This window comes from Bacillus sp. B15-48 (genome assembly GCF_016879755.1).
Lineage (GTDB): Bacteria > Bacillota > Bacilli > Bacillales > Cytobacillaceae > Mesobacillus_B.
On record NZ_WOFU01000003.1, the window covers coordinates 539,179 to 563,915 of the forward strand.

At 40.1% G+C, this 24,737-nt stretch carries 23 protein-coding genes, 2 pseudogenes and 1 other annotated feature; of the genes and pseudogenes, 3 read left to right on the forward strand and 22 right to left on the reverse strand.

What is annotated here, in order from left to right; translation table 11 throughout:
• Positions 1 to 102: 102 nt before the first annotated feature.
• The 4 genes from GNT69_RS13075 to GNT69_RS13090 form a co-directional block, all read right to left on the reverse strand.
• A complete protein-coding gene (locus GNT69_RS13075; protein ID WP_203555385.1) occupies positions 103 to 477 on the reverse strand; it encodes a nucleotide excision repair endonuclease in 375 nt (124 codons plus the stop codon).
• 188 nt (positions 478 to 665) lie between these two features.
• Positions 666 to 854: a hypothetical protein gene (locus tag GNT69_RS13080; RefSeq protein WP_203555386.1), complete on the reverse strand. Its 189-nt coding sequence runs from the start codon at positions 852 to 854 to the stop codon at positions 666 to 668.
• 174 nt (positions 855 to 1,028) lie between these two features.
• The gene (locus GNT69_RS13085; protein ID WP_203555387.1) at positions 1,029 to 1,511 is read right to left on the reverse strand and encodes a hypothetical protein; all 483 of its coding nucleotides are present in this window, start codon (positions 1,509 to 1,511) and stop codon (positions 1,029 to 1,031) included.
• 1 nt (position 1,512) lies between these two features.
• Positions 1,513 to 2,304 (reverse strand): hypothetical protein, encoded by a 792-nt coding sequence (locus GNT69_RS13090; protein ID WP_203555388.1) that lies wholly within the window; start codon positions 2,302 to 2,304, stop codon positions 1,513 to 1,515.
• Between the two features lie 288 nt (positions 2,305 to 2,592).
• Here GNT69_RS13090 and GNT69_RS13095 point away from each other — a divergent pair, with 288 nt between their 5' ends.
• Positions 2,593 to 3,075 carry a YusW family protein gene (locus tag GNT69_RS13095; RefSeq protein WP_203555389.1) on the forward strand — a complete coding sequence of 161 codons (483 nt, stop codon included), beginning with the start codon at positions 2,593 to 2,595 and terminating at the stop codon, positions 3,073 to 3,075.
• A 102-nt stretch (positions 3,076 to 3,177) separates the two neighbouring features.
• Here GNT69_RS13095 and GNT69_RS13100 read toward each other — a convergent pair whose 3' ends face one another.
• From GNT69_RS13100 to GNT69_RS13125, 6 genes and pseudogenes are all read right to left on the reverse strand, one after another.
• Positions 3,178 to 3,372, reverse strand: a complete 195-nt coding sequence (locus tag GNT69_RS13100; RefSeq protein ID WP_203555390.1) for a histidine kinase — start codon at positions 3,370 to 3,372, stop codon at positions 3,178 to 3,180.
• Positions 3,373 to 3,661: 289 nt separating this feature from the next.
• Positions 3,662 to 5,234: pseudogene (locus GNT69_RS13105) on the reverse strand (SagB family peptide dehydrogenase).
• A gap of 23 nt (positions 5,235 to 5,257) precedes the next feature.
• Entirely contained in the window at positions 5,258 to 7,198 is a 1,941-nt protein-coding gene (locus GNT69_RS13110; protein WP_203555391.1) for a TOMM precursor leader peptide-binding protein, read from the reverse strand.
• Complete coding sequence (locus GNT69_RS13115; RefSeq protein ID WP_203555392.1) at positions 7,195 to 9,147, reverse strand: putative thiazole-containing bacteriocin maturation protein; 1,953 nt, start codon at positions 9,145 to 9,147, stop codon at positions 7,195 to 7,197. The genes GNT69_RS13110 and GNT69_RS13115 overlap by 4 nt, the downstream gene beginning before the upstream one ends.
• A gap of 184 nt (positions 9,148 to 9,331) precedes the next feature.
• The gene (ltrA, locus tag GNT69_RS13120) at positions 9,332 to 10,774 is read right to left on the reverse strand and encodes a group II intron reverse transcriptase/maturase (protein WP_203554114.1); all 1,443 of its coding nucleotides are present in this window, start codon (positions 10,772 to 10,774) and stop codon (positions 9,332 to 9,334) included.
• A 717-nt stretch (positions 10,775 to 11,491) separates the two neighbouring features.
• On the reverse strand, positions 11,492 to 11,809 hold the full coding sequence (locus tag GNT69_RS13125; RefSeq protein ID WP_203555393.1) for a heterocycloanthracin/sonorensin family bacteriocin: 318 nt from the start codon (positions 11,807 to 11,809) through the stop codon (positions 11,492 to 11,494).
• A 461-nt stretch (positions 11,810 to 12,270) separates the two neighbouring features.
• Between GNT69_RS13125 and GNT69_RS13130 the strand changes: the two genes are divergently transcribed.
• On the forward strand, positions 12,271 to 12,834 hold the full coding sequence (locus tag GNT69_RS13130; RefSeq protein ID WP_203555394.1) for a Uma2 family endonuclease: 564 nt from the start codon (positions 12,271 to 12,273) through the stop codon (positions 12,832 to 12,834).
• Between the two features lie 101 nt (positions 12,835 to 12,935).
• On the opposite strand, the gene GNT69_RS13135 is transcribed toward GNT69_RS13130, so the two are convergent.
• The 3 genes from GNT69_RS13135 to GNT69_RS13145 form a co-directional block, all read right to left on the reverse strand.
• Positions 12,936 to 14,639, reverse strand: a complete 1,704-nt coding sequence (locus tag GNT69_RS13135; protein ID WP_203555395.1) for a 2-isopropylmalate synthase — start codon at positions 14,637 to 14,639, stop codon at positions 12,936 to 12,938.
• 66 nt (positions 14,640 to 14,705) lie between these two features.
• Positions 14,706 to 14,933: a binding site (T-box leader), on the reverse strand.
• A gap of 233 nt (positions 14,934 to 15,166) precedes the next feature.
• Positions 15,167 to 15,616 carry a hypothetical protein gene (locus tag GNT69_RS13140; RefSeq protein WP_203555396.1) on the reverse strand — a complete coding sequence of 150 codons (450 nt, stop codon included), beginning with the start codon at positions 15,614 to 15,616 and terminating at the stop codon, positions 15,167 to 15,169.
• Positions 15,617 to 15,620: 4 nt separating this feature from the next.
• The gene (locus GNT69_RS13145; RefSeq protein WP_203555397.1) at positions 15,621 to 15,971 is read right to left on the reverse strand and encodes an ASCH domain-containing protein; all 351 of its coding nucleotides are present in this window, start codon (positions 15,969 to 15,971) and stop codon (positions 15,621 to 15,623) included.
• 218 nt (positions 15,972 to 16,189) lie between these two features.
• On the opposite strand from GNT69_RS13145, the gene GNT69_RS13150 reads away from it, so the two are divergent.
• The gene (locus GNT69_RS13150; protein WP_203555398.1) at positions 16,190 to 16,654 is read left to right on the forward strand and encodes a YfmQ family protein; all 465 of its coding nucleotides are present in this window, start codon (positions 16,190 to 16,192) and stop codon (positions 16,652 to 16,654) included.
• Positions 16,655 to 16,781: 127 nt separating this feature from the next.
• Here GNT69_RS13150 and GNT69_RS26205 read toward each other — a convergent pair whose 3' ends face one another.
• From GNT69_RS26205 to GNT69_RS26210, 9 genes and pseudogenes are all read right to left on the reverse strand, one after another.
• Complete coding sequence (locus GNT69_RS26205) at positions 16,782 to 17,063, reverse strand: Na-translocating system protein MpsC family protein (RefSeq protein WP_481747630.1); 282 nt, start codon at positions 17,061 to 17,063, stop codon at positions 16,782 to 16,784.
• A gap of 342 nt (positions 17,064 to 17,405) precedes the next feature.
• Positions 17,406 to 17,627 carry a PAS domain S-box protein gene (locus tag GNT69_RS13160; RefSeq protein WP_203555400.1) on the reverse strand — a complete coding sequence of 74 codons (222 nt, stop codon included), beginning with the start codon at positions 17,625 to 17,627 and terminating at the stop codon, positions 17,406 to 17,408.
• Between the two features lie 349 nt (positions 17,628 to 17,976).
• Positions 17,977 to 19,326: pseudogene (locus GNT69_RS13165) on the reverse strand (transposase).
• Between the two features lie 374 nt (positions 19,327 to 19,700).
• Entirely contained in the window at positions 19,701 to 20,585 is an 885-nt protein-coding gene (locus GNT69_RS13170) for a glycine betaine ABC transporter substrate-binding protein (RefSeq protein WP_203555401.1), read from the reverse strand.
• A 1-nt stretch (position 20,586) separates the two neighbouring features.
• Positions 20,587 to 21,240 (reverse strand): ABC transporter permease, encoded by a 654-nt coding sequence (locus GNT69_RS13175; RefSeq protein WP_203555402.1) that lies wholly within the window; start codon positions 21,238 to 21,240, stop codon positions 20,587 to 20,589.
• A complete protein-coding gene (locus tag GNT69_RS13180; protein ID WP_203555403.1) occupies positions 21,237 to 22,367 on the reverse strand; it encodes a betaine/proline/choline family ABC transporter ATP-binding protein in 1,131 nt (376 codons plus the stop codon). The genes GNT69_RS13175 and GNT69_RS13180 overlap by 4 nt, the downstream gene beginning before the upstream one ends.
• A gap of 84 nt (positions 22,368 to 22,451) precedes the next feature.
• A complete protein-coding gene (gene purF / locus GNT69_RS13185; RefSeq protein ID WP_203555404.1) occupies positions 22,452 to 23,906 on the reverse strand; it encodes an amidophosphoribosyltransferase in 1,455 nt (484 codons plus the stop codon).
• Positions 23,907 to 23,978: 72 nt separating this feature from the next.
• Positions 23,979 to 24,149, reverse strand: a complete 171-nt coding sequence (locus tag GNT69_RS13190) for an aspartyl-phosphate phosphatase Spo0E family protein (RefSeq protein ID WP_203555405.1) — start codon at positions 24,147 to 24,149, stop codon at positions 23,979 to 23,981.
• Positions 24,150 to 24,511: 362 nt separating this feature from the next.
• A complete protein-coding gene (locus GNT69_RS26210; protein WP_481747636.1) occupies positions 24,512 to 24,595 on the reverse strand; it encodes a putative holin-like toxin in 84 nt (27 codons plus the stop codon).
• Positions 24,596 to 24,737 lie beyond the last annotated feature (142 nt).

A 24,737-nucleotide genomic window follows, 5' to 3' on the forward strand; every position in this document is an offset into this window, starting at 1 on the left:
GAACACTTGTTTTTTCCTTGTAGAATATTATCTTAGAATCCATATTCTGGATGCTACCTATGTCCCTAGATTCATACGATGTACTCCATTTTTGTTTCTAACTTATCTAAAGAACACTTTGTCGATGTTATATTTTGATTGAAGTTTATTGATGATATACGTTTCGTAAATTTCTCTATCTGTTGGATCTTCGACGATACATACTTCAATTCTGTACACTTCATCCCTGTGATTTTTTATTGGTGAAACAGTATCTTCAAAATGCTTTTTAACTCTTTGTCGTAGTTTCCGTGCTTTACCGACAAAGAGAAGCTCGTCATTTATATTATAGAATAAGAAGATACCACCTTTGTCGCGTGGAATTTGGTGAAAATCGATGAATCCATAAATAGGCTTTATTACTGGTTCATTTTCGTTTCTTGCCTGTTGTCTCTCCGTAATTGTAATATCTGGTGTAGGTATTTCTATTTTAATCATTTCATCACGTCCTCTTTTTGGTAATTTTCATCGTACCACACTATCTGGATTAATCATATAATCATTTTATTTTTCCACAATATTGATAATTTAATTATTGGTAAGAACAACTTAGAGTCAGACCCTCACTGAAGCAACGCTTTACTTCACCGGGGGACTGACCCCAAAACTATGACCACACTCATTTATTATAATTTTGCTTCAATTTTAAATTCCTTTTTAAATTCTTCTATGTCTAACTCAAGTATATTGCAGTATGTTTCAATTTTCTCGAAGAAATTGAAATCTTCATTTACGGGGCGGTCTCTATTCTCATAATAATAATTAACCAATTCGTAGAGTTGTGCAAACGCTTTTACTTTTTCTGCTTTTCCCATGATAACCAACCATCCTTCGCTTGTTTTTAATGATATAAATTAAGTATAACGAAAAAATAGCAAAAAAACTTTTCATTTAATTAAAAAATATAAAGATAGCTGTAAATAAGATTAAATAACGTAGCTGGTCCTTCCGAATGAAGGCGAGCTACATTGCTGATGGTTATTTTCCCGTCATTGGCTGCTGTTAACATAATCCTTAGATTCAGCGATCACACCGACTCCAAACGCTTTGTGTTCAAACAGAAGCCTTTTAATCCATTGAGTTTGAGCGTTTTCGCACTCGATGATAACGATTACTTCTGTCAGCAAAGCGGTTTTTTTACCTACATTTATTTTCGTTAAAAGATAATCGATTGTAAATCCAAGCAATGCTCCAAAGGCTAAGCCGATCAGTCCCCAAATAACCGGCCCCCAATGGAGCGTAAATCCATATGTAGCTCCTAACACTGAAAAAACCGTCCCTAATACAGCAGCTAAATCAAAGAGGCTAAATCCATCTGAATGATGAATATTATCAAAAAATTTAGGGGGCGATGAACTTTGATCAAGCGGGATGGCAATAATCTGTTCCTTTGGGATTCCGTGCTCCTCTAATTTGATAATCGCTAATTCAAGAAAATCACAATGTTCAAATGAAGAAATCACATGCGTCATATCAAAGCTTCACTTTCCTTTTCATTTCCTGTAAAACAATTGAATTTTGATAGTGTTTCAGAAGATGTTGTTTTTGCTCTTTTTTATATAATTTGTTGTACTCGACAGATAATATATAGGCTTCATACGCAGCAAAACAATAAACCGATGGTAAAAATAAAACCCACTCCGCATTAAGAATGGCAACAGCTTGAGAAAAATCCCCCAACAACGTATAATGAATTCCTTCTAAAAGATGGGAAAAATAAATAATTACCGCCGTCCATGAAATCGCGAAAAAACCAGAAGCGATTCGATGAATATAGAGGCTGCCAAGCCCAGGATAAAGCAAAGACCATACAAGTGAAACCCAGGGACTCCGTTTTGTAAAAGAATTCACAGCAAATCCATTCATTTGAAAAGGAACATAGGAAGCCTTTTCGCTTTCAGCGAGGAGAAAATGTTTGTTAAGATCAACCGTCAACCGATAACTATCCCAAATACAATAAAGATAAACAGGAATATAAATAACCAACATTCTGATTTCAAGCACGTCTTTCGCCATTTGAAATTGACCGGTAAACGAGTACATCATCGCTTCATTCAGCCTTGTATTGACATTAATAATAATTTCCCAAAAAAACAAAATAAACCCTTTTAAATATTGCCCTAAATGAATATGACCAAATCCAGGAAAAGCAGCAGACCACCATGCTGTCACCCAAGGGTTGCGGGGATGAATACAGTTGATTCCAATTGTAGACGTATAATAATTATAACGCCGCACATTCCTCGTCGCATCTCTATTGTTCATACAATCCCACCCAAAAAAGGAAAATCAATCATAATGTAGTTTCTGTAATCTTTAGGGGATTATTCCAAAGGTTGGTCGGTGGGCAGTGCACTCGCACAGCTTGGGGTCAGTCCCCCGACGAAGTAACGCTTTACTCCACCGGGGGACTGACCCCAAAAATTACTCCACCAAAATTACTCCACCGGGGGACCCAAAAAATTCGTGTTTTAGTGGTTCGCGTAACAAATTTTATAAAAAGGAAATGGTGGGGAAGAATAAAAAGTAAAAACAGGAAGGTGTTTTATCACCATGAGAATCCTATTATTACCTGCTCTTTTATGTGTATTTTCTATCATCATTATGTCTGGATGCAATACTACAGATGAAGATAAGGTAGCAGAAGTGCCTGAAAATGTACCAGTTGAGGAAAGCGGATTGAAGAAACACGCGAATAAGGAGGAACCTTCAGAAGTTCCTTTTCTTTTTACGCACTTCGATTTGGACATTGATTATAGTCAGGATCAAGATTTTGACGTTGATTATGAAAATGAACATGATGAAATGGAAGCCGAGATCAAGGATGACCGAGGGGATAAGAGTGCAAAAGGGAATGCAGCCTTTGCGTTGTTAGAGCCGATGTTTGAACAGTTCACTTTTGATCAGAATACACCGGATGAAGAGGTCATTTCAGAAGTGATAAACAGCTTTAATTTAGATGATGATTTCCAGGAGTTCGAATTAAAAGTGAAGTTCCTTGACGGAGATATAAAGGAATATAAAATGGGACAATAGTTTGAGTGACTGTCATTGTTTGTCGAACGACTTCACATTGGGGTCAGTCTTCCGACGAAGTAACGCTTTACCTCACCGGAAGACTGACCCCAAAAATTATTATCAAGACCGTTTCTTTTCTCCATTTTCCGGAAAAAGAAAATATGAAATTACTCCTGATAATAGTGCAGCTCCTATTGCTATGATTAGTCTGACTCCTAATTGTAGTTCTGTATAATCCTTATAAAGCATCCAGATTGCGATAGCTAAAACGATAACCATGATTGGAATGACAAATGTAAATTTTTTCGATTTCAATCTTAACTCCCCTTTTTTTCTCTTTCCACTAAAATTGATTCATACTCACTCTTTGCTTTACGCAAAAAAATTCATACTCTCTTCTTAACTTTAACATAGAAGCTGATTGTTTTCTCCTTGTTACTACATCGGCTATGGGGCCTGTCTCCCACCCAATTAAAGGATTAGACTAGTAAGGACTGCCCCCCTGTTTTCGTCATTTTCAACAACTCCTAGCAGCTTGGGGTCAGTCCCCCGACGAAGTAACGCTTTACTCCACCGGGGGACTGACCCCAAAAATTTCAAAAATTCAGCTATGCAATTTCCCTTTTAACCAGGGACGAGGCCGATAGTGACCGACCGGAATCTGGATTAAGCTCGTTTGGCCATGTGAATTAAAGTTGTACATGTCATCACACGAATTTGCATCAAAGCCTAGTAATGGATGTCCTCCCATTTCAAGAGCTGATGCCGTTAAGAGCAAACGTTGGACGAGCATCCCTGCCTCCATTTGTTGAATTCGATACCCTCTGTATCCTAAATCCGCGATCAAGTGATCTTTATCCCCTGCCACATGAAAACAAAGTGGCACTTGGAACAAATTCACATTTGCAGCAGACATTCCGTACTGCAAACGGAGTCGATGATCATTTTGATCGATCTGATGTAACGTATGATCAGCACGCTTATAATAATAAGCACCGTCTGGAATCTCTTCAACATTAGTCAAACAACAATACAGTGAGACACGGGGCTCCTGCTTATTATGTGGTTCATCTAAGTCATTTCGATACAAGAAAGCGGACGTCGATTCCTGCAGCAAAGTAGCCAATTGCGATTGACTTATCTTACGTAAAACAAAATCCATATCCGGTGAAAACCGCTTTTCACAAACGGACGAAAGATCATATGATAATCGCTTCACCTGAGGAAGAGATACCACTTGATCCTCCCGATTTTCCTTCTCCCGCCTCTTTATCTGTCGAAACAATTGCGTCGATTCCAACATCGACGCTTCATTCATTGTCGTTAACATCGGAAACCTTTTGATTCTCTTTGATCGAACGAAGTAATTTGTTTGAAGCGGTAATAACTCTCGACACAGCTCGAAGGCGGAAATAAGCTCACCTCTGCCCCCCCCAATTCGTATGCCAACTTGTCGGTTCCACTGTTAGCGGAATCACTGCATACACACTCTCCTCTTCTTCCGATAGTCCAAGGAGGTGATTGACGGCCCGATCAAGATATTGAAAGTACACGCCCGAAGAAAAGCCAAACCGTTTTGCGACTTCCAGCAACTGTCCAATCAACACCCCTGCATCCAATCCTTGCAGACGGTAGGCAAAGTTATTGTATTTATAAAAGTTTTTCCAAAACATCGTTGACACAAAAACCGTACCAAAACAAGCGGACACATCACAGCGATTGCCAAGGGAACGGGCTATATATGAATCGAAATTCCCTTCTCGCAACAACACCAAACAATGATGTGCCGCATCATAATGGTACACTCCAACAGGCATATCCTCCATTTTCAGATACACATACAATTCGTTTGGATACAACGCCCCGCCAGAAGGAACAAAACGCCGATACGACTGCATAAGTTCTGGTGCATCATCTATGGAGGGCATGGCTGACTGAGACAATTGCGTGAGACCAAATACATACCAAAGAAAATGGCTGATTTTCCGAAGGTTTGGCTGTGCAGGTGCTTCCGATTTTTCAAGCGTCAGCGGTACTTCTAGAGATAATGGAAAAACAGGCAAGCCACGGTAGAGTTTATATGGAAGCGGAGCATCTTCCCAATCCACTTCCCAGTCTGGCGGGCTTGCCTTGTCAATGTCAAAATGGAGATTGTGCAGAAATGTCTCTAGACCCATCCTCCTACCCTCCTTATCGCTACTTATGGAAACGGATGTGGATGTGGATTGAGCTGTTCAAACGTCAATGGTTGCTTCGTATACCCAAGTTCCATTGGTACCCGCAGCACCCTCTCCAGCCCTGTTACTCTCGTAAGATGATGTCCGAAAGTCATTGGCAACATCCCCGGAATCAGTACTTTCACGCAATACAGTCCGTTTCGTTTCGTTTCCGATGTCGACTGATCCACCACAATCACGTCAAGGTTTAATTGACGAAACTTCTGGAGAATCTCCTGCAAATCATTCGTCAAATCTGCATGTGACGACTTCCACGTAAATTCCTCAGCAAATGAGCGTAAAGGACGATGATCGTCTAGTAAAAACTGCAGGCGCTCCTCCGCTTGCGGCAAACCGTACAGCATGCCATGATCATCCATTTTCGTCACCAAGGTAGGGTCGTGGAACATTCGCACAAACTCCTGCTGATTCTTCTCAAATTTGTCATCAAGCGTCAGCATCATCGCAGCCATTTCATGAATCGTGCTTTTCACCGCCCGTACCGGATCCAGATGAGCTCCGGCTGCACAAATGAGATTCAATCCTTTTTGCTTCCTGTTTTTTGCCAGCGCCCAAACGCTAGGAATTCCATGCTCCATCGTCGAATTATAAAAATAAAGATCGTATCCTCCAACAGCTCGAACTCGGTCAATCATCAATTGCAATTCTTGGTCATTAGCCGTAGAAGGGTCTAGACGTGGGAGCGGTAACTCCGCATACCAAGTCAGTAAGAACGAATCGCGTTCGACTACTTCCATAATCCCGTAGAAAATGGCTTCTTCCATACTGCCTCCTAACGCGCATCCGTTGGAAGTTTCATAGACAAATCCATTTCCACACCCCAAGCTATAATAGGAAAGCAACTCAGGAACCAAAATCGGACGCTCTTGCAAAAATGAATAACCCCATACCCAATTGATTGGACGATCAGGGTTAAACTGTTCAAATGGAAAACCTGGCCGTTCATACTGTTCCTTTGCGTGCACACCTACCTCAATAGGATGGAGTGCTTGATCTTTCAGATTACGGTAACGATCAAAAACCACTGTCTTTTTCCCACGAGGATTCGTACCACAAGACCGCTCCAAGCCCTCTAAAATGGCGGTTACCTCGCTAATGGCGTATGAATGAGTCCGCCCTGCCACACCTTCGTCCCCTGAGAATAACGGCAAATTAACACCCACATCAGCAAAAGGAGGGATAAGATCATACATTTTCCCATTAAAAACACCCGTCCGCTGATCCAAATAGTCTTTAACAAGCACTTTCTTTAGATCGTCCATTGAACGGCAGCGGTAACTACCGGGAATCTTTAAACTTGGTTTTAGTGAGATTTCCGCTGCATTTGGTGAATCGTCAGGTAATTGACTACAAACCGGACATAACGGATCAGGCAGAAAAGGATGCCAGGATCTGGTAAATGTTTTTAAATTAATTAAACAGATCCGTCCCTCCGAATACACCTGAACGCCTTGTAATATCCTCTGTACTTCCACCACAAGTAGGTTGGCAATCTGTAAAATCCCCGTGATCGATAACCACGCGTCACTCGACATTCCCCCATCCTCAGCTAGTCTCTGTTGTATCCCCCACATCTCTTGACGATCGCGTCCTGCCATAAGAAACCGGATATCCGCACATTGCGAGCACCCTTGTGTATCACCGCGAACAAATGGTCCAACGACACCTTCTCCAAATGAAACGAAGCCTCGGAGCCAAGGGACGCCACTTGGACGTAACACCTCTTCCGCTTTTTCATGAACAGAAGGATTCCAACCATCGTCCAAAACAAGAACTAAATCAGTCGCTTCAGGTACTGCTGCCTTGAAATCAACTTGACGAATGACCTGGTATTGAGCGGTCAATTCTTCACACACGCGGTCAGCTAGCCTACCTTCACCGACAACCACCAGAACTGCACTCACCGCGAATCCTCCTCTCGAAGCAATATACCGTAGACGCCAACCAGGTCTTTTTTCAAAAGTGGTTCCAATTCTAGTTCGAAAACGAACAGTTCCTTGTCATTCTCTGCCAAAACTTCCATAGCAGACTGTAAGATCTCGGTCTGTGGAGTTTCTTTCATTGAAGAGATGAAAAGGTTTTGTGGTCCCTTATCTTCTAGTAAAACGGATGAATCCGTCCGCGCTAGCGTTGATTGATTCTTTTCATCGATTAACGCCTGTTGTAATGCTTTTTTCAATGCCATTGTCGGATTCAAACCTACACTGACATACCAGCAATCATTGTTCCCTACCCATACCACAGGGAAGCCGGACACTTTCTTTCCTAAACCGATGGTCGGTGCACCCTGTATCGTTTTTAGCGCTCGTAAATAATACCGGCAATGTTCATCTTCAACATCATTAACCTGTACTTGAGAAATAACATTTTTCCCAATGGCGAGTTGTTTGTTTAATTCCTCTGTTAAACACTTTTGTAATCCGCGGCAAACAGCTTCTGCCATTGTTTCACCCGCTCCGACACCAATAAATTCTCCGCATTCTACGCTACTTCCCCCGGTTTTACGTTGTCGAGGAAGAGTTGAAACCAGCACATCGACCATCCGTGATCCATACGCTTCGATTCCAACTAGCCCCGCTTCTTTCCGGGCCTCCTCATGAGTGAGTTCTGAACAGACTATACTTGGTAACGTCTCTGCAGGTCCCTTTGACAACGGATCAACTGCCTGAACACGGCACTGTGCTAACGGCAACTGCTGTAAATCTTCTTCTCCTAAAATATGAAAAACACCTGATTCCGCCGATGTCAATTGACCAAAGTACAGAAGTAACCCGCTCGGTCCCTCTCTCCTTGAACTTAATTTAATCTGGAGATCAACGTCTTGAACCCATTTTGCTGTAGCACGTCCGGTCACTAGTGGATGAGGCATAAACGGATGCCACTTTCCTTCCAACGTATCTAAATCAAGCAAGAAAAATTGGTTCCTTTGTTCGGATTCAGTTACTCTCGTCATGTGCTTAAACAGTTCAAACACAATCGTATTGGCCAACATCGCTCCTGCTGTCGATGTAAAACTATGCGTTTGCTCGTTCTTTTCAAACACAGATTGGTGTATGCTTCGCCACGCAGATTCCCAACATCCTTCAGAATCTGGATGAACGAGAGGCCCTGCCAGCCCCACTTGATGCAGAAAGATTGCAGGAAGAAACAACTTTTTCTCTTCCCTACAAATCTTATGAAGTCCTCGTAGTTCGTCTACATCAGCCTCCTGCGACACGTACAAGATTGAATCAAACGTCTGGACGACTTCCCGCCAAGAACAATCTTCCGCTTTTTTTACGGTGACCTCCTCTACTGCGACCTCAGAGTCTGATTTACGAACATGTTTCACCAATTCTTCTAACCGTTGCCGATTGGTCGGTACTGAGTCTGTGATTAGCACATGGAGCTTTGGCAACCCAGATTCAAGCAAGGAAGAAACGAGCGAAATTAAAAAAGGTCCAGAACCGATTACCAACACTTTGGCTTGCCGATAAACTTGAAAACGGTATGCACCGGAATTTCCGAAACTTTCCAAAAACTCGATTTGAGAAGCATACTTTTTAACAACCTGATTCGCCAATTGATGCGGTTGGTCCTGACTTACATCCCGAACAAATCCGTTTTGATACAGCACCTCTGCAATTTCATACACACGATCTCGATATGGACCAGGCAATCCGTTTGTCAGATTCCCCAATGTGTGCTCCCCATTGAACATCGGAATCAGCTTAGTCACCCACTGTTCAATCGTACTTCCTTTCATATGAAACGAACTTAAATTATTTCGAAAATACACACCACCGTTAGAATCGGGGAGAAAAAAAGTGTCTCTTTTCACTTTTAAACGCATAGCAGGCTTTAAATTTTTCATTCCACACCTCTATCCATGAACTGTCCTCAATTGAATCACTTTTATTCTTCTTTCCACCTTTATCCTATGTACCCCAATTTGTCTCTTATGTATAAAATTAATAATAAAGTAGGGAAACCTTTCACAAGGCTCCCCCCTTATCAAACCGTACGTGCCCTATTAAGGCATACGGCTTACCAACGTGTTACATTGAATACTTTGCTATTCTTTGTGCATAGTTCATTTTGCGAACGCGGTCAGGTGTATAATACTCCCTTCCGCGTTCTTTTGCTTTTTGGACCTTCTTTTGTTGTTTCTTCTCTTGGCTCTTCTTCATATAATCAATGTAGGATTCTGGAGTATAGCCATATTGTTTTCCGTAGTAATATTGAAAAGTCGCTACCAATCCGATTCGAACGAAGAACTCGATATTCCATTTCGTTGTCATTGTCCACCCTTTTCTTTGACTTGGGTGTTTATGAATCATGCATACTCGTAACCTTCTTCTAATATAGCCATCAATTGCCTTTAATTCATTTCCAATGACATTAAAGTAGCAGTTGCTTTTTAATCCATATTCTTCGTTTGCCTTTATTGCTTCCCAAAGAGTTAGAAAGTAATTTACTTTTCCTCTAATTACAGGATTTACTTTCTCTATCCAAACCTCTTTACTATATGTAAAGGTCTTTCTCGTTTTGGTTTTTATCTTTTGGCGAAAGTCATCCCATGTGGACTCTTTAGGTTTAGCTATGAAGTATGGTTTTCCATCTTTCTTTCGGTTTCTCCAGTGTTCAAAGGTGAATCCTAAGAAATCGAAATCATCATGGTTAAAATCCACGACTTTGGTCTTCTCGATAGAGATTTCTAAGCCCAATTCTGCTAGTTTGCCTTTGGTAATTTGTTCGGCTCGTTTGATGTCTTCCTTTGTTTTCGCAAATAGAAGAAAATCATCCGCATAACGCACAAAACGAATTCCATTAAGGTCTAGTTCCCAATCTAATTCATTTAAATAGAGGTTCGCAAGAAGTGGTGAAATTACGCCTCCTTGCGGAGTGCCAGAATCTGTTTGATGGAATTTGCCTTCTTCCATATAGCCAGCTTTTAACCATTTCCAGATAAGGTCTAGGACGGTCCCATCTGCTATATATTTCTGAAGCACCTTCATCAATTTCTTATGTGGAATATTGTCAAAGAAGCCTTTAATATCGCAATCATAGATATAGTTATAGCCTTTTTCCACGTTCCACATTATAAGCTGCACTACTCTTTTAGCACCTCTATTTGGGCGGTAGCCACATGACCAGTTGTGGAAAATAAATTCTTCACATTTTGGTTCTATTACGTTTACTACGGCTTGTTGGACAATGCGGTCTTCAATGTTGGGGATTCCAAGTGGTCGCATTTTTCCATTTTTCTTGGGAATATACTGTCTTCTGACAGGTGATGGTGTGTATTCTTTCGCTCGAAGTTTCGCAAGAAGTTGATTGATATTCTCGTTCTCGTTAGCTTCGTAGCTTTGAATGGTCTCACCATCGATTCCACCAGCTCCATTGTTAGACTTTACCTTTTCCCAGGCAGCCATTAGTTTTCGGTCAAAGAGAATTTGTCCGTAGATACTATGCCATTTCAATTTCAGTTCTTGATTCAATGCTTATTCCACACCTTTCATTGTGTACATCCAGTTCGTTTTACCGAGGTAACGTGTTCTGTTTTCATTACACACCTCTATTAGAGTAGAACCACGAGGTCGCATCCCCTTCCGTTCGGAATGTGTTTAGTCACATTCTTACTTCCGTACTATGAGAGCGTCTGACTTCTTCACTCGTAATGTCAACTTCGAATTACTCTTATATGACACCACCTGAAATTGAGAGTGAAGACCTCACGGGGTCATTACACTTTCCTTCTAAACATACCCAGCACCTTCACTTGATAAGCTCCCTTTAATCGGCTGGCTCTTTGATTAAAGGACTCCTGTAATTTACAGTGAGGACTTCCCGTTATTCTCGCACAGTCGTCAACTTACCCGGCCGTATGTGCTTCACGCTTTCGCATTTGGGTCTGCTTATCCGTCTACGGTTCTCTCGACATTCCGCATCTCCTTCAGACATTACTTCACAATAATGCCCTAGATTAGACTTCATAGGTTGTGCCAGCACTCCTATGGGAGGACTTACACCTCCGAGAGAAATAACCTTCCAGGATTCGGGGACCGTTTTACCGCCGTAGCGTGTCCCAACCTATATAAGTTAGTTTCTGCAGTGGTCCTGCAAAGGTGCAACTGCCCGTCGCACAAGAAAAGCCCCTGTTCATGAAGGGGCTTTCTCTATCGATAACGGCGTTTTTATTTGGAAAGGCAGAATTATCAACCTCCGCAACGTCCGCCACCGCCACAGCGTCCGCCACAACGTCCGCCACAGTTTCCACCACAACGTCCGCCGCAGTTTCCACCACAACGTCCGCCGCAATTAAAGCAGTTAGAGCAATTAAAACAATTAAAGCAGGTAAAACAACTAAAACAACGAAAACAGCTAAAACATGAGAAAAAGAAACCAAGTTGTCGACTATCACCAGAATAGTGTTGATTAGGATCCCAAGGGACCGCCTCGGTTGCCTGGAAATCACCAACATTCAACATTTGAAGTTCATTTTGGAAATGATTATTCATCCTGCATACCTCCATATTTAAATTAAAAAAGTTCTAACGACAAAAAGGGGGGCAAAAACGAACACAGCTTTGTAACAAGAGGATTCGAATACTCTCTCCAACAAAATATGAACTCTCCTTGGGTATTGTTACCAATCCAAATGCCCATTTATGTTGTTTGAATTGGATGGATAACCGATAACTACAATGGAAAAAGGAACAAATTAACTTTTATCTAAAATAAAAACACCCCAAAGATAGCATTCTCACTAACTTTTGGGGTGCAGTACAATTAATTTGATTCTCAACGAGATTGAATAAGCCTGATTTTTCATTTGACATTGGAACAACCCCTCATTGAAGTAACGCTTTCCTCCACCGAGGGGCTGACCTCAATGTCCCAGAATCACAAGAGGCCATTATTGGATGAAGCAGGATAATAGCATATAATAAAAAAAGAGAGGCAGTTGCTTGAAAAATCGAAAGGGGGGAATAGGGTGAAAATTCCAAAAGAAAACCGTATGACACTTGAAGAATATTATGAGTTCAGAAAGTCAAATGATGAATTATGGGAGTATATAGATGGGATGGTGTATATGTCTCCTTCTCCTTCGACAAAGCATCAGCGTATATCCATGAGATTGTCATCCCAACTATTCAGTTTGTTGAACGGGAAATCATGTGAAGTGTTTTCTGCTCCTTTTAATATAGAATTGAAGAGCGAAACAATGAATGATACACAGGTTGTCATTCCTGATATATCTGTGATTTGTGACAAATCAGCGCTTGGAGAACAAAAATATGTTGGTGTCCCTACTTTGATTGTCGAAATTGTATCACCATCAAATCAATCACACGACTTGGTTGTAAAGTTAAACCTGTACATGCAATATGGAGTGAAAGAATATTGGATTATCAATCCACTTTTTAACATGATTCAAGTTTATCTTTTAAACGAAGATGGTCATTATGTACAAACAACTGTCTTAAAAGAAACTGGAAAAGCATATTCCTCTGTCATCGATGGCTTCATGGTACAGGCAGAAAGTTGTTTTGAATAGAAATTAGAAAGCCTACGTTAGAAAAACAATTTACTCCAAAAAGTTGACCCCCGACGCGGTAATACTTTACCGCAGTGGGGGTCAGGCACCATAATTAGATACTACTTTTCGTTCTTAACTTTAGCCTTTTCAACAGTAAGTTGTAGGCTAGTTACCATGTTGTTAATCGCGCTAAACAGAGCTTTTACAGAGGAGGTCATAATATCTGTATCAATTCCGCACCCCCAAAATTTTGCTCCATTAAGAGAAGTAATTCCTACATAAGATACAGCTTTTGACCCTGAGCCTACTTCTAGTGCATGCTGCTTATAGATTACATCTGTATAGTTGATTCCCAGATTCGTTTGAATTGCGTTGCTGATGGCGTCTAGTCTCCCATTCCCTTCGCCGGTAAATTCATATTCTTCATCATTCATTCGGATCGATACATTTGTTTCGTAATGATCATTTTGAATGGCTTGATAATTGATAAACTCGACAGGAGAAATAATATTTACATACTCGCTAATGAAAATATCATAAATTTCATTCGGTAAAAGCTCTTTATGCTGACGATCTGAAGCATTTTTAACCTCATATCCAAAGCTCTCACGCATTTCGACAGGCAAATCAAGTCCATAGGATTGCTGAAGGATATAGGCAACTCCGCCCTTACCGGATTGACTGTTAATTCGGATAATATCTCCTTCGTATTCTCTACCAATATCCATTGGATCGATCAATAGATATGGGACTGACCAATGTTGAGTTTCTTTTTCCTCACGCCATTTCATCCCTTTTGCAATGGCATCTTGATGAGAACCCGAAAATGCAGTAAAGACAAGTTCGCCACCGTATGGGTGTCTTTCATGAACCTTCATTCTTGTTAATTTTTCACATTTAGCAATAATCTCAGGGATATTTTCAAAATTCAAATGCGTATCGACCCCATGTGAAAACATATTTAAAGCAAGCGTTACAATGTCCACATTCCCTGTTCTTTCTCCATTTCCAAACAATGTTCCTTCAACTCTCTGCGCTCCAGCAAGCATGCCAAGCTCAGCATCTGCAACCCCAGTTCCTCTATCATTATGTGGATGAACGGATATAATCACATTGTCCCGGTAGTTCAAATGGTCACTCATATACTCAATTTGACTTGCGTATACGTGAGGCATGGACATCGACACCGTAGCAGGAAGATTGATAATCACCTTGTTATCAGCTGTCGGCTGCCAGATATCTAACACTTCGTTACAAACCTCAAGGGCAAACTCCATTTCTGTCCCCGTAAAGCTTTCCGGAGAATATTGAAATCGAAAGTTCCCTTCAGTTTCAGCAGCAAATTTCTTAAGCATTTTTGCACCGGTTACCGCGATATCAATAATATCTGCTTTCGGTTTTCTAAATACTTGCTCACGTTGGGCCACAGATGTGGAGTTGTACAGGTGCACGACTGCTTTTTTTGCACCTTTTAGTGCTTCAAATGTCTTTGCTATAATATGATCTCTTGATTGGGTTAACACTTGAATCGTCACATCATCTGGAATCAAGTTTTGTTCAATCAATGCCCGTAAAAATGCGTATTCTGTTTCTGAGGCAGCAGGAAACCCTACTTCAATTTCCTTGAAACCCACTTCCACCAGTAATTGGAAATATTCTAATTTCTCGTCCAGATTCATAGGGACGATCAAAGCCTGATTTCCATCTCGAAGATCGACACTACACCATGTAGGAGCTTCCGTAATATACTCCTTTTCTGTCCATTTCAAGCTTTTCACTGGGGGCATAAAGTACCCTCTCGCATATTTTTCAATATTTTTCATTAGGACTCCCACCTTTTCATTTATAATAGTTAGTAATAAAAATAAATACAAAAAGCCTATCATCTCTTAAGAGACGACAGGCTTAGCCTACGTGGTACCACTCTTTTTGATTCGTTATGGAAAATGAAACGAAACGAACCCACTTAAAGACTTTATTACGGTCGTCAACCGTTAAGACCTACCTATCGGCCTTACCACTCCTGGGCGAGTTGGGGAATTTATTAACTGTCTTTCACCAGCCGACAGCTCTCTAAATAATAAAGATTCCTTAATACTCCCGTTCACAGCGTTTAAACTATTCGATTCATCTGACTTTTTTTTATCTTATAATGGAATTTGAAAATAATCAAGAGATAACTTTTAATTGTTTTGCCATGGAAATGGTTTCAAATGAGAGAACAACCGATAATCTACTTCATTCCTATCATTTTTATGTATAGAGTGCACCCTCTAATTTCAAGAACCATTACAATTTCATGCTATATGAAACTTTTATAAAAAAATAACTCAGCAAGTGACAGGGGTTTTCACCAAGCCCACCATAATGGCGGCTTTACTACCATAAACCAGAGCATGATTGAAAGAAGAATAATATAAATCCAGGTGGTGCGGTTCAATTTGACAATTAGCATGTCCTTATTGTGGCCATCCTCCTCAAACTTTCGAAGAGTTGGTGAAAAAGCACGTGCCAAAAAAAATAGGGAAGCAAACATAACTACAAGTGTCATAATGATCCACGGAGTGCCCCATGTCCATGGTCCCATGAGGACGAGCAAAATGCCGGACCCTACTAAGACATGCCCGGAATGTTTCGAGAACCAGACTGCAAACCTAAAAATGTCGAGGTAAGCAGCAAGTTTCTCGTCTCCGGCCACTCGTAGTTTTTTTACCGTAGGTACGAGAATGAAAAAAGGTCCAATTGAACCAATCGCACTTAGTACGTGTAAATAAATGATAAAGCGGTACAATAAATCCATCTTATTACTCGGTTACAGCTGTGAACTCATGAACCCAAACTCTCATTTGCGGAAGCCAAGGCATACCAGGGTGGTAAGACAAGATGGACTGTTTATATTCCTCAACTGTGTTATAGCCTTCCTGTTTTGCATGCTCATCCGTCAACTCTCCCAACGATTGGGAGTAAACACGGTCAACCTTGAATTTCTTATCCTCAAGGACCATAATTTCCCCAACATCAGCATAGCGGCCATTTCTGCGGGTAGCTGTTTTTTTGCCTTCAAGTACCTTTTGTACATCCTCAGGCATTGTAACAAGACGTTCAATCGAACAAGTCTTCGGTGGTAATGTGTTTTGTGATTCATTGTTGGTCATAATAAAACCCCTTTCTAAAGTGATGTTATTAATGTACCATATTAACAAGGAAAATAGTAATAACATGAGGAGTGGTTGGGAAAAATTCTTAAGAATTGGATGGTTCGTAACATATACAAATTACTTATAATAGATTTTAATCTAAATATTAATGCGTACAGCAAGTACCTAAAAGTAAATTAGTAACGAGAGCTGATTGTTTAAGGAGTTGAGATGATTTGACATGGACAGTTGCTATTACCGTATTGATTGGAATTATTCTTAAAATGGCTATGAGTCCTCCAAGTATTGTTGTCGGATGGCTGGTAAGTAAATTTGCACTTCATCCAAAACTTCATTCAGAAAATGTGACTGTTACATTTAACGGAAAGCAATTAGAAGACGAAGAAAAAATTAGATTTACTGCCTATTTTAATGAAGCTACGTTACTAGAAAAACATTTTATCTTTCCAGGCAATGAACATTTGTTTTTACAGCCAGAAACCGACGTTACTCCATTTGTAATCACCGTAAAAAATGGCAAAAAGGATGTTAATTTCTTTGTTTATAATTATGTTGATCGAGTTGATGTAGTCAAGCAATCCAACAAGAAAGTTGAATCTTATAGTCTTAGATCTAATCATCTACAAACATTTACTTTATCAACTAAGGTGAATGTGATCAAAAGCTACATGTACAATTAACATTCAATAACATGATTTACGTACCAAAAAACTCCTATTGTAGAAGTGATGACCTTGTTATGTTCCTAAACAAAACAAGTATTCTACAAAGGAGTTTTTCAATTATAATTAGAAGTAAAGGCATCAATTAAATGTTTAATGATAAAGTTGCGGGTATCGTTAGCTGTTTTAAGCAGACCTTGCTGCACAACACCTCTTCGATAGGAGACAAGAACCCGCGGAGATAAGTAATTAAATAATTTATATATATGGATGTTTGACAACTTTGCGGCCCTTTGCCAAACGTTCGTCTTAACAGCTTACTGATGTAACTGCTAATACTGACCACTAAATGCTGCTCAACCTTTTGCTCCCCTCTTTCATTTGAAATGGCAAATTTAAATTCAATACTTAGTATGTACAAAGACATTTCAAATAAAAGAGAAAAGATGATTTAGCGAAAATGAAAGATTAAGTATTTTTTATCATGTTCATAATCTCGGAGAATAAATACATCATCGATTGTTCGTCCAAAGAATTCCTCAAAAACAGTTATATTATTCCTAAGGTTCAGCTTCATCTCTCTCGTATGACCATGCAGTATATCTGTATACCCACGTTGATACAGAAAACGATCGAAGGAGTGCATAACACCTTTACACTCGACAATACACTAGTTTTGTTCCGATTTCAAAACCCTAAATCGTTCTGGAGCTTTATGTTCTTTGGCATCTACGCGGAACATTAGGTGTAACAAGTCCTTTAAATCAATTTATGATCCCTGCTGAGGGAGTTTTAGCGAAAAATGAAGAAACTCAGCTGGCACATCAGTTTCGCGCTTTGCGTAACCTGTCAGTTTCTCATAAGCCATATTTACAAAAACTAATTTTCCTTTTAAATCGATGATAAAAGAAGCTTTATTAACGGGAAGGTAGGAGTTTATATTCGAATCTATGTACAAGTTTAGTAATCTGTTTTCCTGTAATTCTTCCATTTAGTAAGCCCCCCTTCTAAAAAAAATTAAAGCCAAAAAAGAGCACACATTTCCCGCTCTTTTTTGGCTTTAATTTCCCTTTATGTAACTGAATCAATTTCATAAATGCCTTTTTTAAAAAAACACAAACCAACAGAATTATTAGTTACCCAAATTTTTAAATTTACATCTGCTGAATTAGATGTTGATTTCCGTTCCAGGCGGCGCTTTCCGCGGGCGGACCGTGAGCCTCCTCGTCGCTTTGCTCCTGCGGGGTCTCACCTGGTCACGCTTCTCCCGCAGGAGTCGCCGCCTTCCACTCCAATCAACAGGTTCTTTATTTAGAGTTGATAATACCACAGTTACTAATTTAGGCAACTTGTTTTTTATTTAATAAGGTATCGATGCGATTAGCAGCTAACCTTGATGCATTATAAACTAACGTTACTAAATCAAAGTGAACTTTTGCGCGTTTCCCTGTACGATAAGGAACATTGTTTAGTTGAAAGTACAATTTGAGATATGCATTCACTCTTTCTACAGCTGTGCGGCTTTTAAAGATTGTTTTCCAAGCCCTCGAACCTCTTGCAGGTGCAGTATATCTCCTTAGATCTGTAGTGATTTTTACTTTATAAATCTTTTGACATATCCCTTCGTTAGCTAAAGGGCAGTCTTTGCATTCCTTTGGCCTTGTGTATTTGAGTGTTTCGTATTTTGGATCGAAACTATCATAGCGATACGAATGCTCTCGGAAACAAGTGGGAGCGAAATGTTTATCGAACCCTTCGGGCTCAGGTTCATTACGTTTGTTATAGGCAATAACGGACTGTTGGCCCATACGGTGAATTTGTTCATAAATCGGTTCGTAATCATAGCCTGCATCCATCGTTCCATATTTTATAGTAAGGGGGAGTTTTTCAATCCCTTTCAATAATGGAATGGCTGCTTTACCATCATTTAGGTTGCCTGAACTCATGATGGATTGAAGGATATACTGACTTTTTGTACCAACCGCAAGATGAGCTTTAAAACCATACCAGAATTCATTTTTTCCTTCGCTGTTTTTCTTAACACCCCATTCTGGATTTTGGGGAATTTCGGTACGAAGTTGTTCCAAAGAAACGTCCAACTGCTCTTCAATTTTCTTTTCAAAAAGAGGGAGATTGGCTTCAAGTTCTGCTTGTTCAACTAGCCATTGTTCTCTTTCCTCTTTTGTTTTACGCCCACGTTTTTTTGGCTCAGTTTTTGGTTTTTCCTCTTTAGGGGGAGCTTGATCTTTGGCTTCAAAGTGTGTGGCATCAATGGATACAGTATCATCCGTAATAAAACCTTCTGTAATAGCTTGATGTAGAATCGTTTCATTAGCTTCTTCAAGAGCAGTTGATTCACTAATGATCGTAATCATCCTTGAATAGGCTGATTACGAGGGAATACTATCAGAAACCAAAAAACCGCAATCTAAACGGAAAATCATATCATTTTTTAATCGCTTAACAAGGTCCTTGATAAATGGAATCCGTTCCGTTAATCGAGCAACAAGCGAGTAAATCATAGCCGTATAGTTCAGTTTGACTGGTCTACCAAAACGAGACTTCTTCGTTACCACAGCGAAGATTGGCTCAATGTCAATGGCTGAAAAAATAGCTTCAAACCGATGGGTAGGTTCTAAATCGTATAATTCTTGTAGGTCAAACAGGCTTCCTTGTCGTATAATAGGCATAGGGAGTCTTCCTCCAGTCTTATTAGTTTGTGTGGTGCTTACTAAATTCGACATTTTGGGGAGGTACTCCTTTTTTTAGTGCTTAAAAGCCTTGAGCCCGTTGGGCTCATAATTATGAAATTGATTCAACTAAATAATCATATCGAAAAGAAATTAATATGTTTGTTTTTTTATGAATTTAAAACAACAGAAGCATTCTTTCCTCTGTTCCATTTATAATGGTACCCTTTTACGTGAACCGATTCAATATTATTGCATTTATTTCCCATGTTCTTGTTATTAACAGTGGCGGTGGCATTACCGGGAAAAGGTAAAAGGGGTCCCCCCAGTGAAGTAAAGTTCACTTCCTTCGAGGGACTGACCCACTGGCCTTACTAATCAATTAAACCAGCTTCTTGTAAAAACTCCTTTGCGACAACTTCAACCATCATGCCTTCGTTATCCACTTTAGCATTCATCGCTCGCATCGTCTGTTCATCAATTTTACCTTCTAGCTGCCGTAATACCCCCTCTAGTTCAGGATATTTTTCGAGCGCTTCTTCTAACACTAGAGGAAGGGCGTGATATGGTGGAAAGTAAGACTTATCGTCTTCGAGTACTCTCAAATCGTAGATCTGTAATTGACCATCTGTTGTGTAGGAATTGATTACATCCACTTCACCTTCAGCAATTGCACGATACATCATCCCATGGTCCATTCCCTTTACACCTTTAAACTTTAAATCATATTCTTCTTGAAACCCTGGTAAACCGTCCGGACGATCAATGAATTCAAAAACAGCCCCAAGCGTAAATTGTTCGGAAACGTCCGCAAAGTCACTGAATGTTTCTACGCCAAGTCTCTCTGCTGATGTTTCGTCTAATGCCAGTGTGTACGTATTATTAAACCCAAATGTATTAAATGCCACAATATTATCCTTTGCAACAAGTTCCTTCGTTTTTGCTAAGGTTTCTTCTGCCGTTCCGGGAGATTCACCATAATACGTAATCACAATCGTACCTGTATAATCTGGTATCACATGAATACTGCCATTCATCAAGGCATTCCAAACAACATTTGAACCACCAAGATTTTCCTTATATACGACATTTATATCCGTCTTCTCTTCAATCAATTGACCCATAATATACGATAAAATGATGCTTTCAGTATTATTTCGAGAACCAATCGTGAGTGTATCGTCATTATGTAAGATGCACCCGCCTAGTAGAATAACCATAATAAAAGCGATAAAAAGCAAAATTAATTTTTTCTTCATCCTATTTCAACCCTTCTGGTGTAGACCAACGTTCAAGCCTGTTGAAGGAAAACTCAAGCAAAAGCGCTAATATAGCAGCAGGGATCGCTCCTAAAAATATTAAACCATCTATTCCCCGTGTAATGCCTAAGAATATAAAGTCTCCAAGCCCACCAGCTCCTATAAATGCTGCCAATGTCGCATTTCCCACGTTAATAACGGCAGCGGTACGGACTCCAGCCATTATAATTGGTAACGCCAAAGGAAGCTCAACCTTAAATAATATTTGTTTGCTCTTCATTCCCATTCCTTTGGCAGCTTCTAACGTTGCCTTATCTACATCTTTGATCCCTGTATATGTATTTCGAACAATCGGTAAAAGTGAATACAAAAATAGTGCTGCAATTCCTGTTTTCACACCAATTCCAAAGACAGGGATTAAAAACCCAAGTACTGCTAGGCTTGGAATGGTTTGCATAATTCCTGTTCCACCTAGTATTAACGGTACTAGCGATGGTACGCGCGTAATTAGAATACCGAGGAAAACGCCAAGTATAACGGCCATCAACATCGAAAAAAACACGAGTTGAATATGAATAAATGTCGCTTCTAGCACATCGGCCCAACGCATTTGTGTTTGTTGAACAATTTGTTCCCATAAACTTAAATTCTTCATCCGTTTGCCTCCAATTCTGTCCATTGACTGGACAATGCGGTAAGCAATGTTCCACGAGTCACTAACCCTACTACCCTTTTATCCTCATCGACGACTGGAATGATTCCGAGGGTCGCATTCGGCATCATTACAATGGCATCTTTGGCACTTTGCGAGTTCAATAGAAATGGTTCAGATGTTCGTATTATTTCCTCAATTGTTTTAATTTCTTCCATTTTCTTTATCACATCATAAGCAGACACAAGGCCCATCATATGGTCGCTCTCGTCAACGACAACTAACATTGTTTTTTTATGTTTGCGCATTATTGCAAGAGCTTTTTGGGGAGATCGACTTGGAAAAGAAGTTAATACATTTTCCAACATCACCTCTTCAACTGACATGAGCTCAGGGTTTTGAATAATTCGATGTTTACCAATGAACTCTTCGACAAAGCCATATGTAGGCTCTTGTAATAACTTCTCCGGAGTGTCAAGTTGAAGTAAACTACCATCTTTCATAATAGCAATTCGATCACCGAGTTTTAACGCTTCATCCATATCGTGAGTGACAAAGACGATGGTCTTCTTAAGTTTCTGCTGTAAGGAAATTAACTCTCCTTGAATTTGCTCCCTTGTAATAGGATCGAGCGCACCAAATGGTTCATCCATCAAGATTATCTTTGGATTGGAGGCTAGGGCTCTTGCAACACCAACACGCTGTTGCTGCCCACCTGATAATTCTTTAGGATATCGTTTGCTATACACCTCTGGGTCAAGTCCCACCATTATTAAAAGTTCTTTTACTCGCTTTTTAATCTCCTGCTCATCCCAACCTTTAAGGTGAGGAACAATCGCTATATTTTCTTCAATTGTATAATGAGGAAATAAGCCGATTTGTTGAATAACATAGCCAATATTTCGACGCAACTCGGCGGCATTTAACTTTGTAACGTCCTTCCCATCAATAGAAATTGTTCCAGATGTATGAGGAATCATTCTATTGATCATTTTCATTGTTGTTGACTTCCCAGAACCACTAGGCCCGATAAGAACAATTAACTCTCCTTCTAGAATTTCAAAACTGACTGAATCTACTGCTTTAAATCCGTCATTATAAACTTTACTTACATTCTCAAACTTAATCATATTTGCCCCCTAATTAAGCGATTCAGGGGTCAGTCCCCAAGTGAAGTAATGCGTTATTTTGGCGGGGGACTGACCCTAAATAGACTAAGACTCTTCATGCCCTCGAATGGTTATTTCTTTTTCTAATGATTTTAAATAGTCTGCTTCGTAGTCATATAATGGCGTTGGGTAATCTCCTGTGAAGTACGCCATGCATAAGCCGCCATAAGGAGCGTCAAAGTTTAATCCGACTGAATCTACCGTTCCGGCAACACTTAGGAATGCCAGGCTATCGGCACCAATGATTTCTCTGACTTCTTCAACGGAATGATCCGCCGCAATCAATTCCTTACGATTTTGAATGTCAATTCCATAGAAAGATGGGAAACGCAGGGGTGGTGAAGAAATTCTTACATGCACCTCTGCTGCTCCAGCGTCACGTAGCAATTGAACGATGTGTTTGCTCGTTGTACCTCGCACGATGGAATCATCGACCATGACGACTTTTTTATCTTTCACAACTCCCCTGACAGCTGATAGTTTCATACGTACGCCTAGCTCACGTAATTCTTGTGTTGGCTGAATAAATGTTCTAGCAATGTACTGGTTCTTCACTAATCCCATTTCGTAGGGAATACCACTTTTTTCAGCATAACCACTTGCGGCTGATAAGGAAGAGTTTGGTACACCGATAACGATATCCGCTTCTGCTGGTGCCTCCTCTGCTAGAGTACGTCCCATATTTTTACGTGCCGTATGCACGTTGACACCTGCAATATCAGAGTCTGGACGCGCAAAGTAAATGTATTCCATTGAACAAATAGACATCATTGTATCTTCGGTATATTTTTCAATTTGGTACCCATCATCGTTTACGGTGACAATTTCTCCAGGCTCAATGGAACGTATAAACTCGGCACCGACAACGTCCAATGCACAAGTTTCACTTGCTAGTACATACGCTCCGTTTGATATTTGTCCGATTGATAGTGGTCTAAAGCCATTTGGATCCAGAGCGCCAATCATTTCGTTAGGCGTTAGAATCAAATAGGCAAAAGCTCCTTTAACCTTATTCAAACTTTCTTTAACCCGCTCCATTAAGGTATCTCTTTCACTGCGACGGATCATATGCATCAAAATTTCTGTATCTGAATTTGAATGAAAAATTGCACCTTGATTTTCTAATTCTTTTCGTAACGTAGTTGCATTAATAAGGTTCCCATTATGTGCTAAAGCTATTTCTTCATCATGAAATTCGAATAGGAAAGGTTGGATATTTTGAATTCCATTGCTGCCAGCAGTACTGTAGCGGACATGACCAATTGCCGCTTCCCCTTTTAAACGATCAAATTGACGTTCGTCTTTAAACACATCTGTTAGAAGTCCTAGATCACGATGTCCTTTTAATTTCCCTTTATTACTCGCAACGATTCCAGCACCTTCTTGACCCCGATGTTGTAGGCTGTGCAATCCGAAATAGCTCAAGCGTGCAGCGTCTGGAATACCCCAGACACCAAATACGCCACATTCTTCGTTTAAGCTTTTAACTTCAGCAACCAAGGAATAGCCCCCTTCCAAAATGAATAACATCTTGTCTTTTTATCGTTATTCCTCCTCATTTAGTTCTTTAACTTATTTTTTATAGGAATGTTTTACATAGATAAAACCGCTTTTGAGTTGGTCTAATTTTTGGCTAAGGCGTAGGGTATCCTGGCTATCTAAGCCAGTTGCTTCAATAATTAGAATTAATTCTTGTTTCAACTGTTGAATCTTACTGTCTAGTCTACCCATCTCTTTTGACATCACACAAACTCCGCTAATTATTGTGCGTGATAAAACATCCTTTTATTCCATCTATTTATATAAGGAAAAATGGGGCAGTCCAGCAAACACAGGGACGTACCTTAAGCTTCCTTAAGAGCCAAAATTTCTATAGAAACAAGAAGAAGCACTGGGTACGTCCCCGTGCTTGCACCTGTGCTTGCAACAAGATTATAATTGTCTTTTTTTCTGTTCATCCGTTATAATATTGGTGAGAATACCATAAATTAAAAAAGGACTGAACATGCGCGAACATGTCCAGTCCAGCAATAGACGGTTCCAGTAAAGGGATCGGCTATTGGTGAAGGAAATAATCCACCCATTGGCGTCAACTCAAGGGTGGATTATTTTTTATGGTTAAATGACAGGATGGCTACGATTAGGCTAGCAAAAGCTATCGCAATCATCAAAGATTCAAATACTGTCATGCAGCATCCCCCCTTCCAGTTCGGGGATGTGCCGACCACCCTTGAGAAAACCTATTCTATTGCTCTTTAAGTTTAGCATAATCTTCCACAAAAGGGAACACCTGTTCTTTTCTGAGCTCAGGAATATCGGAAAAAGCATTTC

Bases quoted from the DNA above. Each gene is read 5' to 3' on its own strand.
- GNT69_RS13075 (WP_203555385.1), bottom strand. From the start codon at position 477: ATGATTAAAATAGAAATACCTACACCAGATATTACAATTACGGAGAGA.
- GNT69_RS13080 (WP_203555386.1), bottom strand. From the start codon at position 854: ATGGGAAAAGCAGAAAAAGTAAAAGCGTTTGCACAACTCTACGAATTG.
- GNT69_RS13085 (WP_203555387.1), bottom strand. From the start codon at position 1,511: ATGACGCATGTGATTTCTTCATTTGAACATTGTGATTTTCTTGAATTA.
- GNT69_RS13090 (WP_203555388.1), bottom strand. From the start codon at position 2,304: ATGAACAATAGAGATGCGACGAGGAATGTGCGGCGTTATAATTATTAT.
- GNT69_RS13095 (WP_203555389.1), top strand. From the start codon at position 2,593: ATGAGAATCCTATTATTACCTGCTCTTTTATGTGTATTTTCTATCATC.
- GNT69_RS13115 (WP_203555392.1), bottom strand. From the start codon at position 9,147: ATGAAAAATTTAAAGCCTGCTATGCGTTTAAAAGTGAAAAGAGACACT.
- GNT69_RS13125 (WP_203555393.1), bottom strand. From the start codon at position 11,809: ATGGAGGTATGCAGGATGAATAATCATTTCCAAAATGAACTTCAAATG.
- GNT69_RS13135 (WP_203555395.1), bottom strand. From the start codon at position 14,639: ATGAAAAATATTGAAAAATATGCGAGAGGGTACTTTATGCCCCCAGTG.
- GNT69_RS13140 (WP_203555396.1), bottom strand. From the start codon at position 15,616: ATGGATTTATTGTACCGCTTTATCATTTATTTACACGTACTAAGTGCG.
- GNT69_RS13145 (WP_203555397.1), bottom strand. From the start codon at position 15,971: ATGACCAACAATGAATCACAAAACACATTACCACCGAAGACTTGTTCG.
- GNT69_RS26205 (WP_481747630.1), bottom strand. From the start codon at position 17,063: ATGTCTTTGTACATACTAAGTATTGAATTTAAATTTGCCATTTCAAAT.
- GNT69_RS13160 (WP_203555400.1), bottom strand. From the start codon at position 17,627: ATGGAAGAATTACAGGAAAACAGATTACTAAACTTGTACATAGATTCG.
- GNT69_RS13170 (WP_203555401.1), bottom strand. From the start codon at position 20,585: ATGAAGAAAAAATTAATTTTGCTTTTTATCGCTTTTATTATGGTTATT.
- GNT69_RS13175 (WP_203555402.1), bottom strand. From the start codon at position 21,240: ATGAAGAATTTAAGTTTATGGGAACAAATTGTTCAACAAACACAAATG.
- GNT69_RS13180 (WP_203555403.1), bottom strand. From the start codon at position 22,367: ATGATTAAGTTTGAGAATGTAAGTAAAGTTTATAATGACGGATTTAAA.
- GNT69_RS13190 (WP_203555405.1), bottom strand. From the start codon at position 24,149: ATGTCAAAAGAGATGGGTAGACTAGACAGTAAGATTCAACAGTTGAAA.
- GNT69_RS26210 (WP_481747636.1), bottom strand. From the start codon at position 24,595: ATGACAGTATTTGAATCTTTGATGATTGCGATAGCTTTTGCTAGCCTA.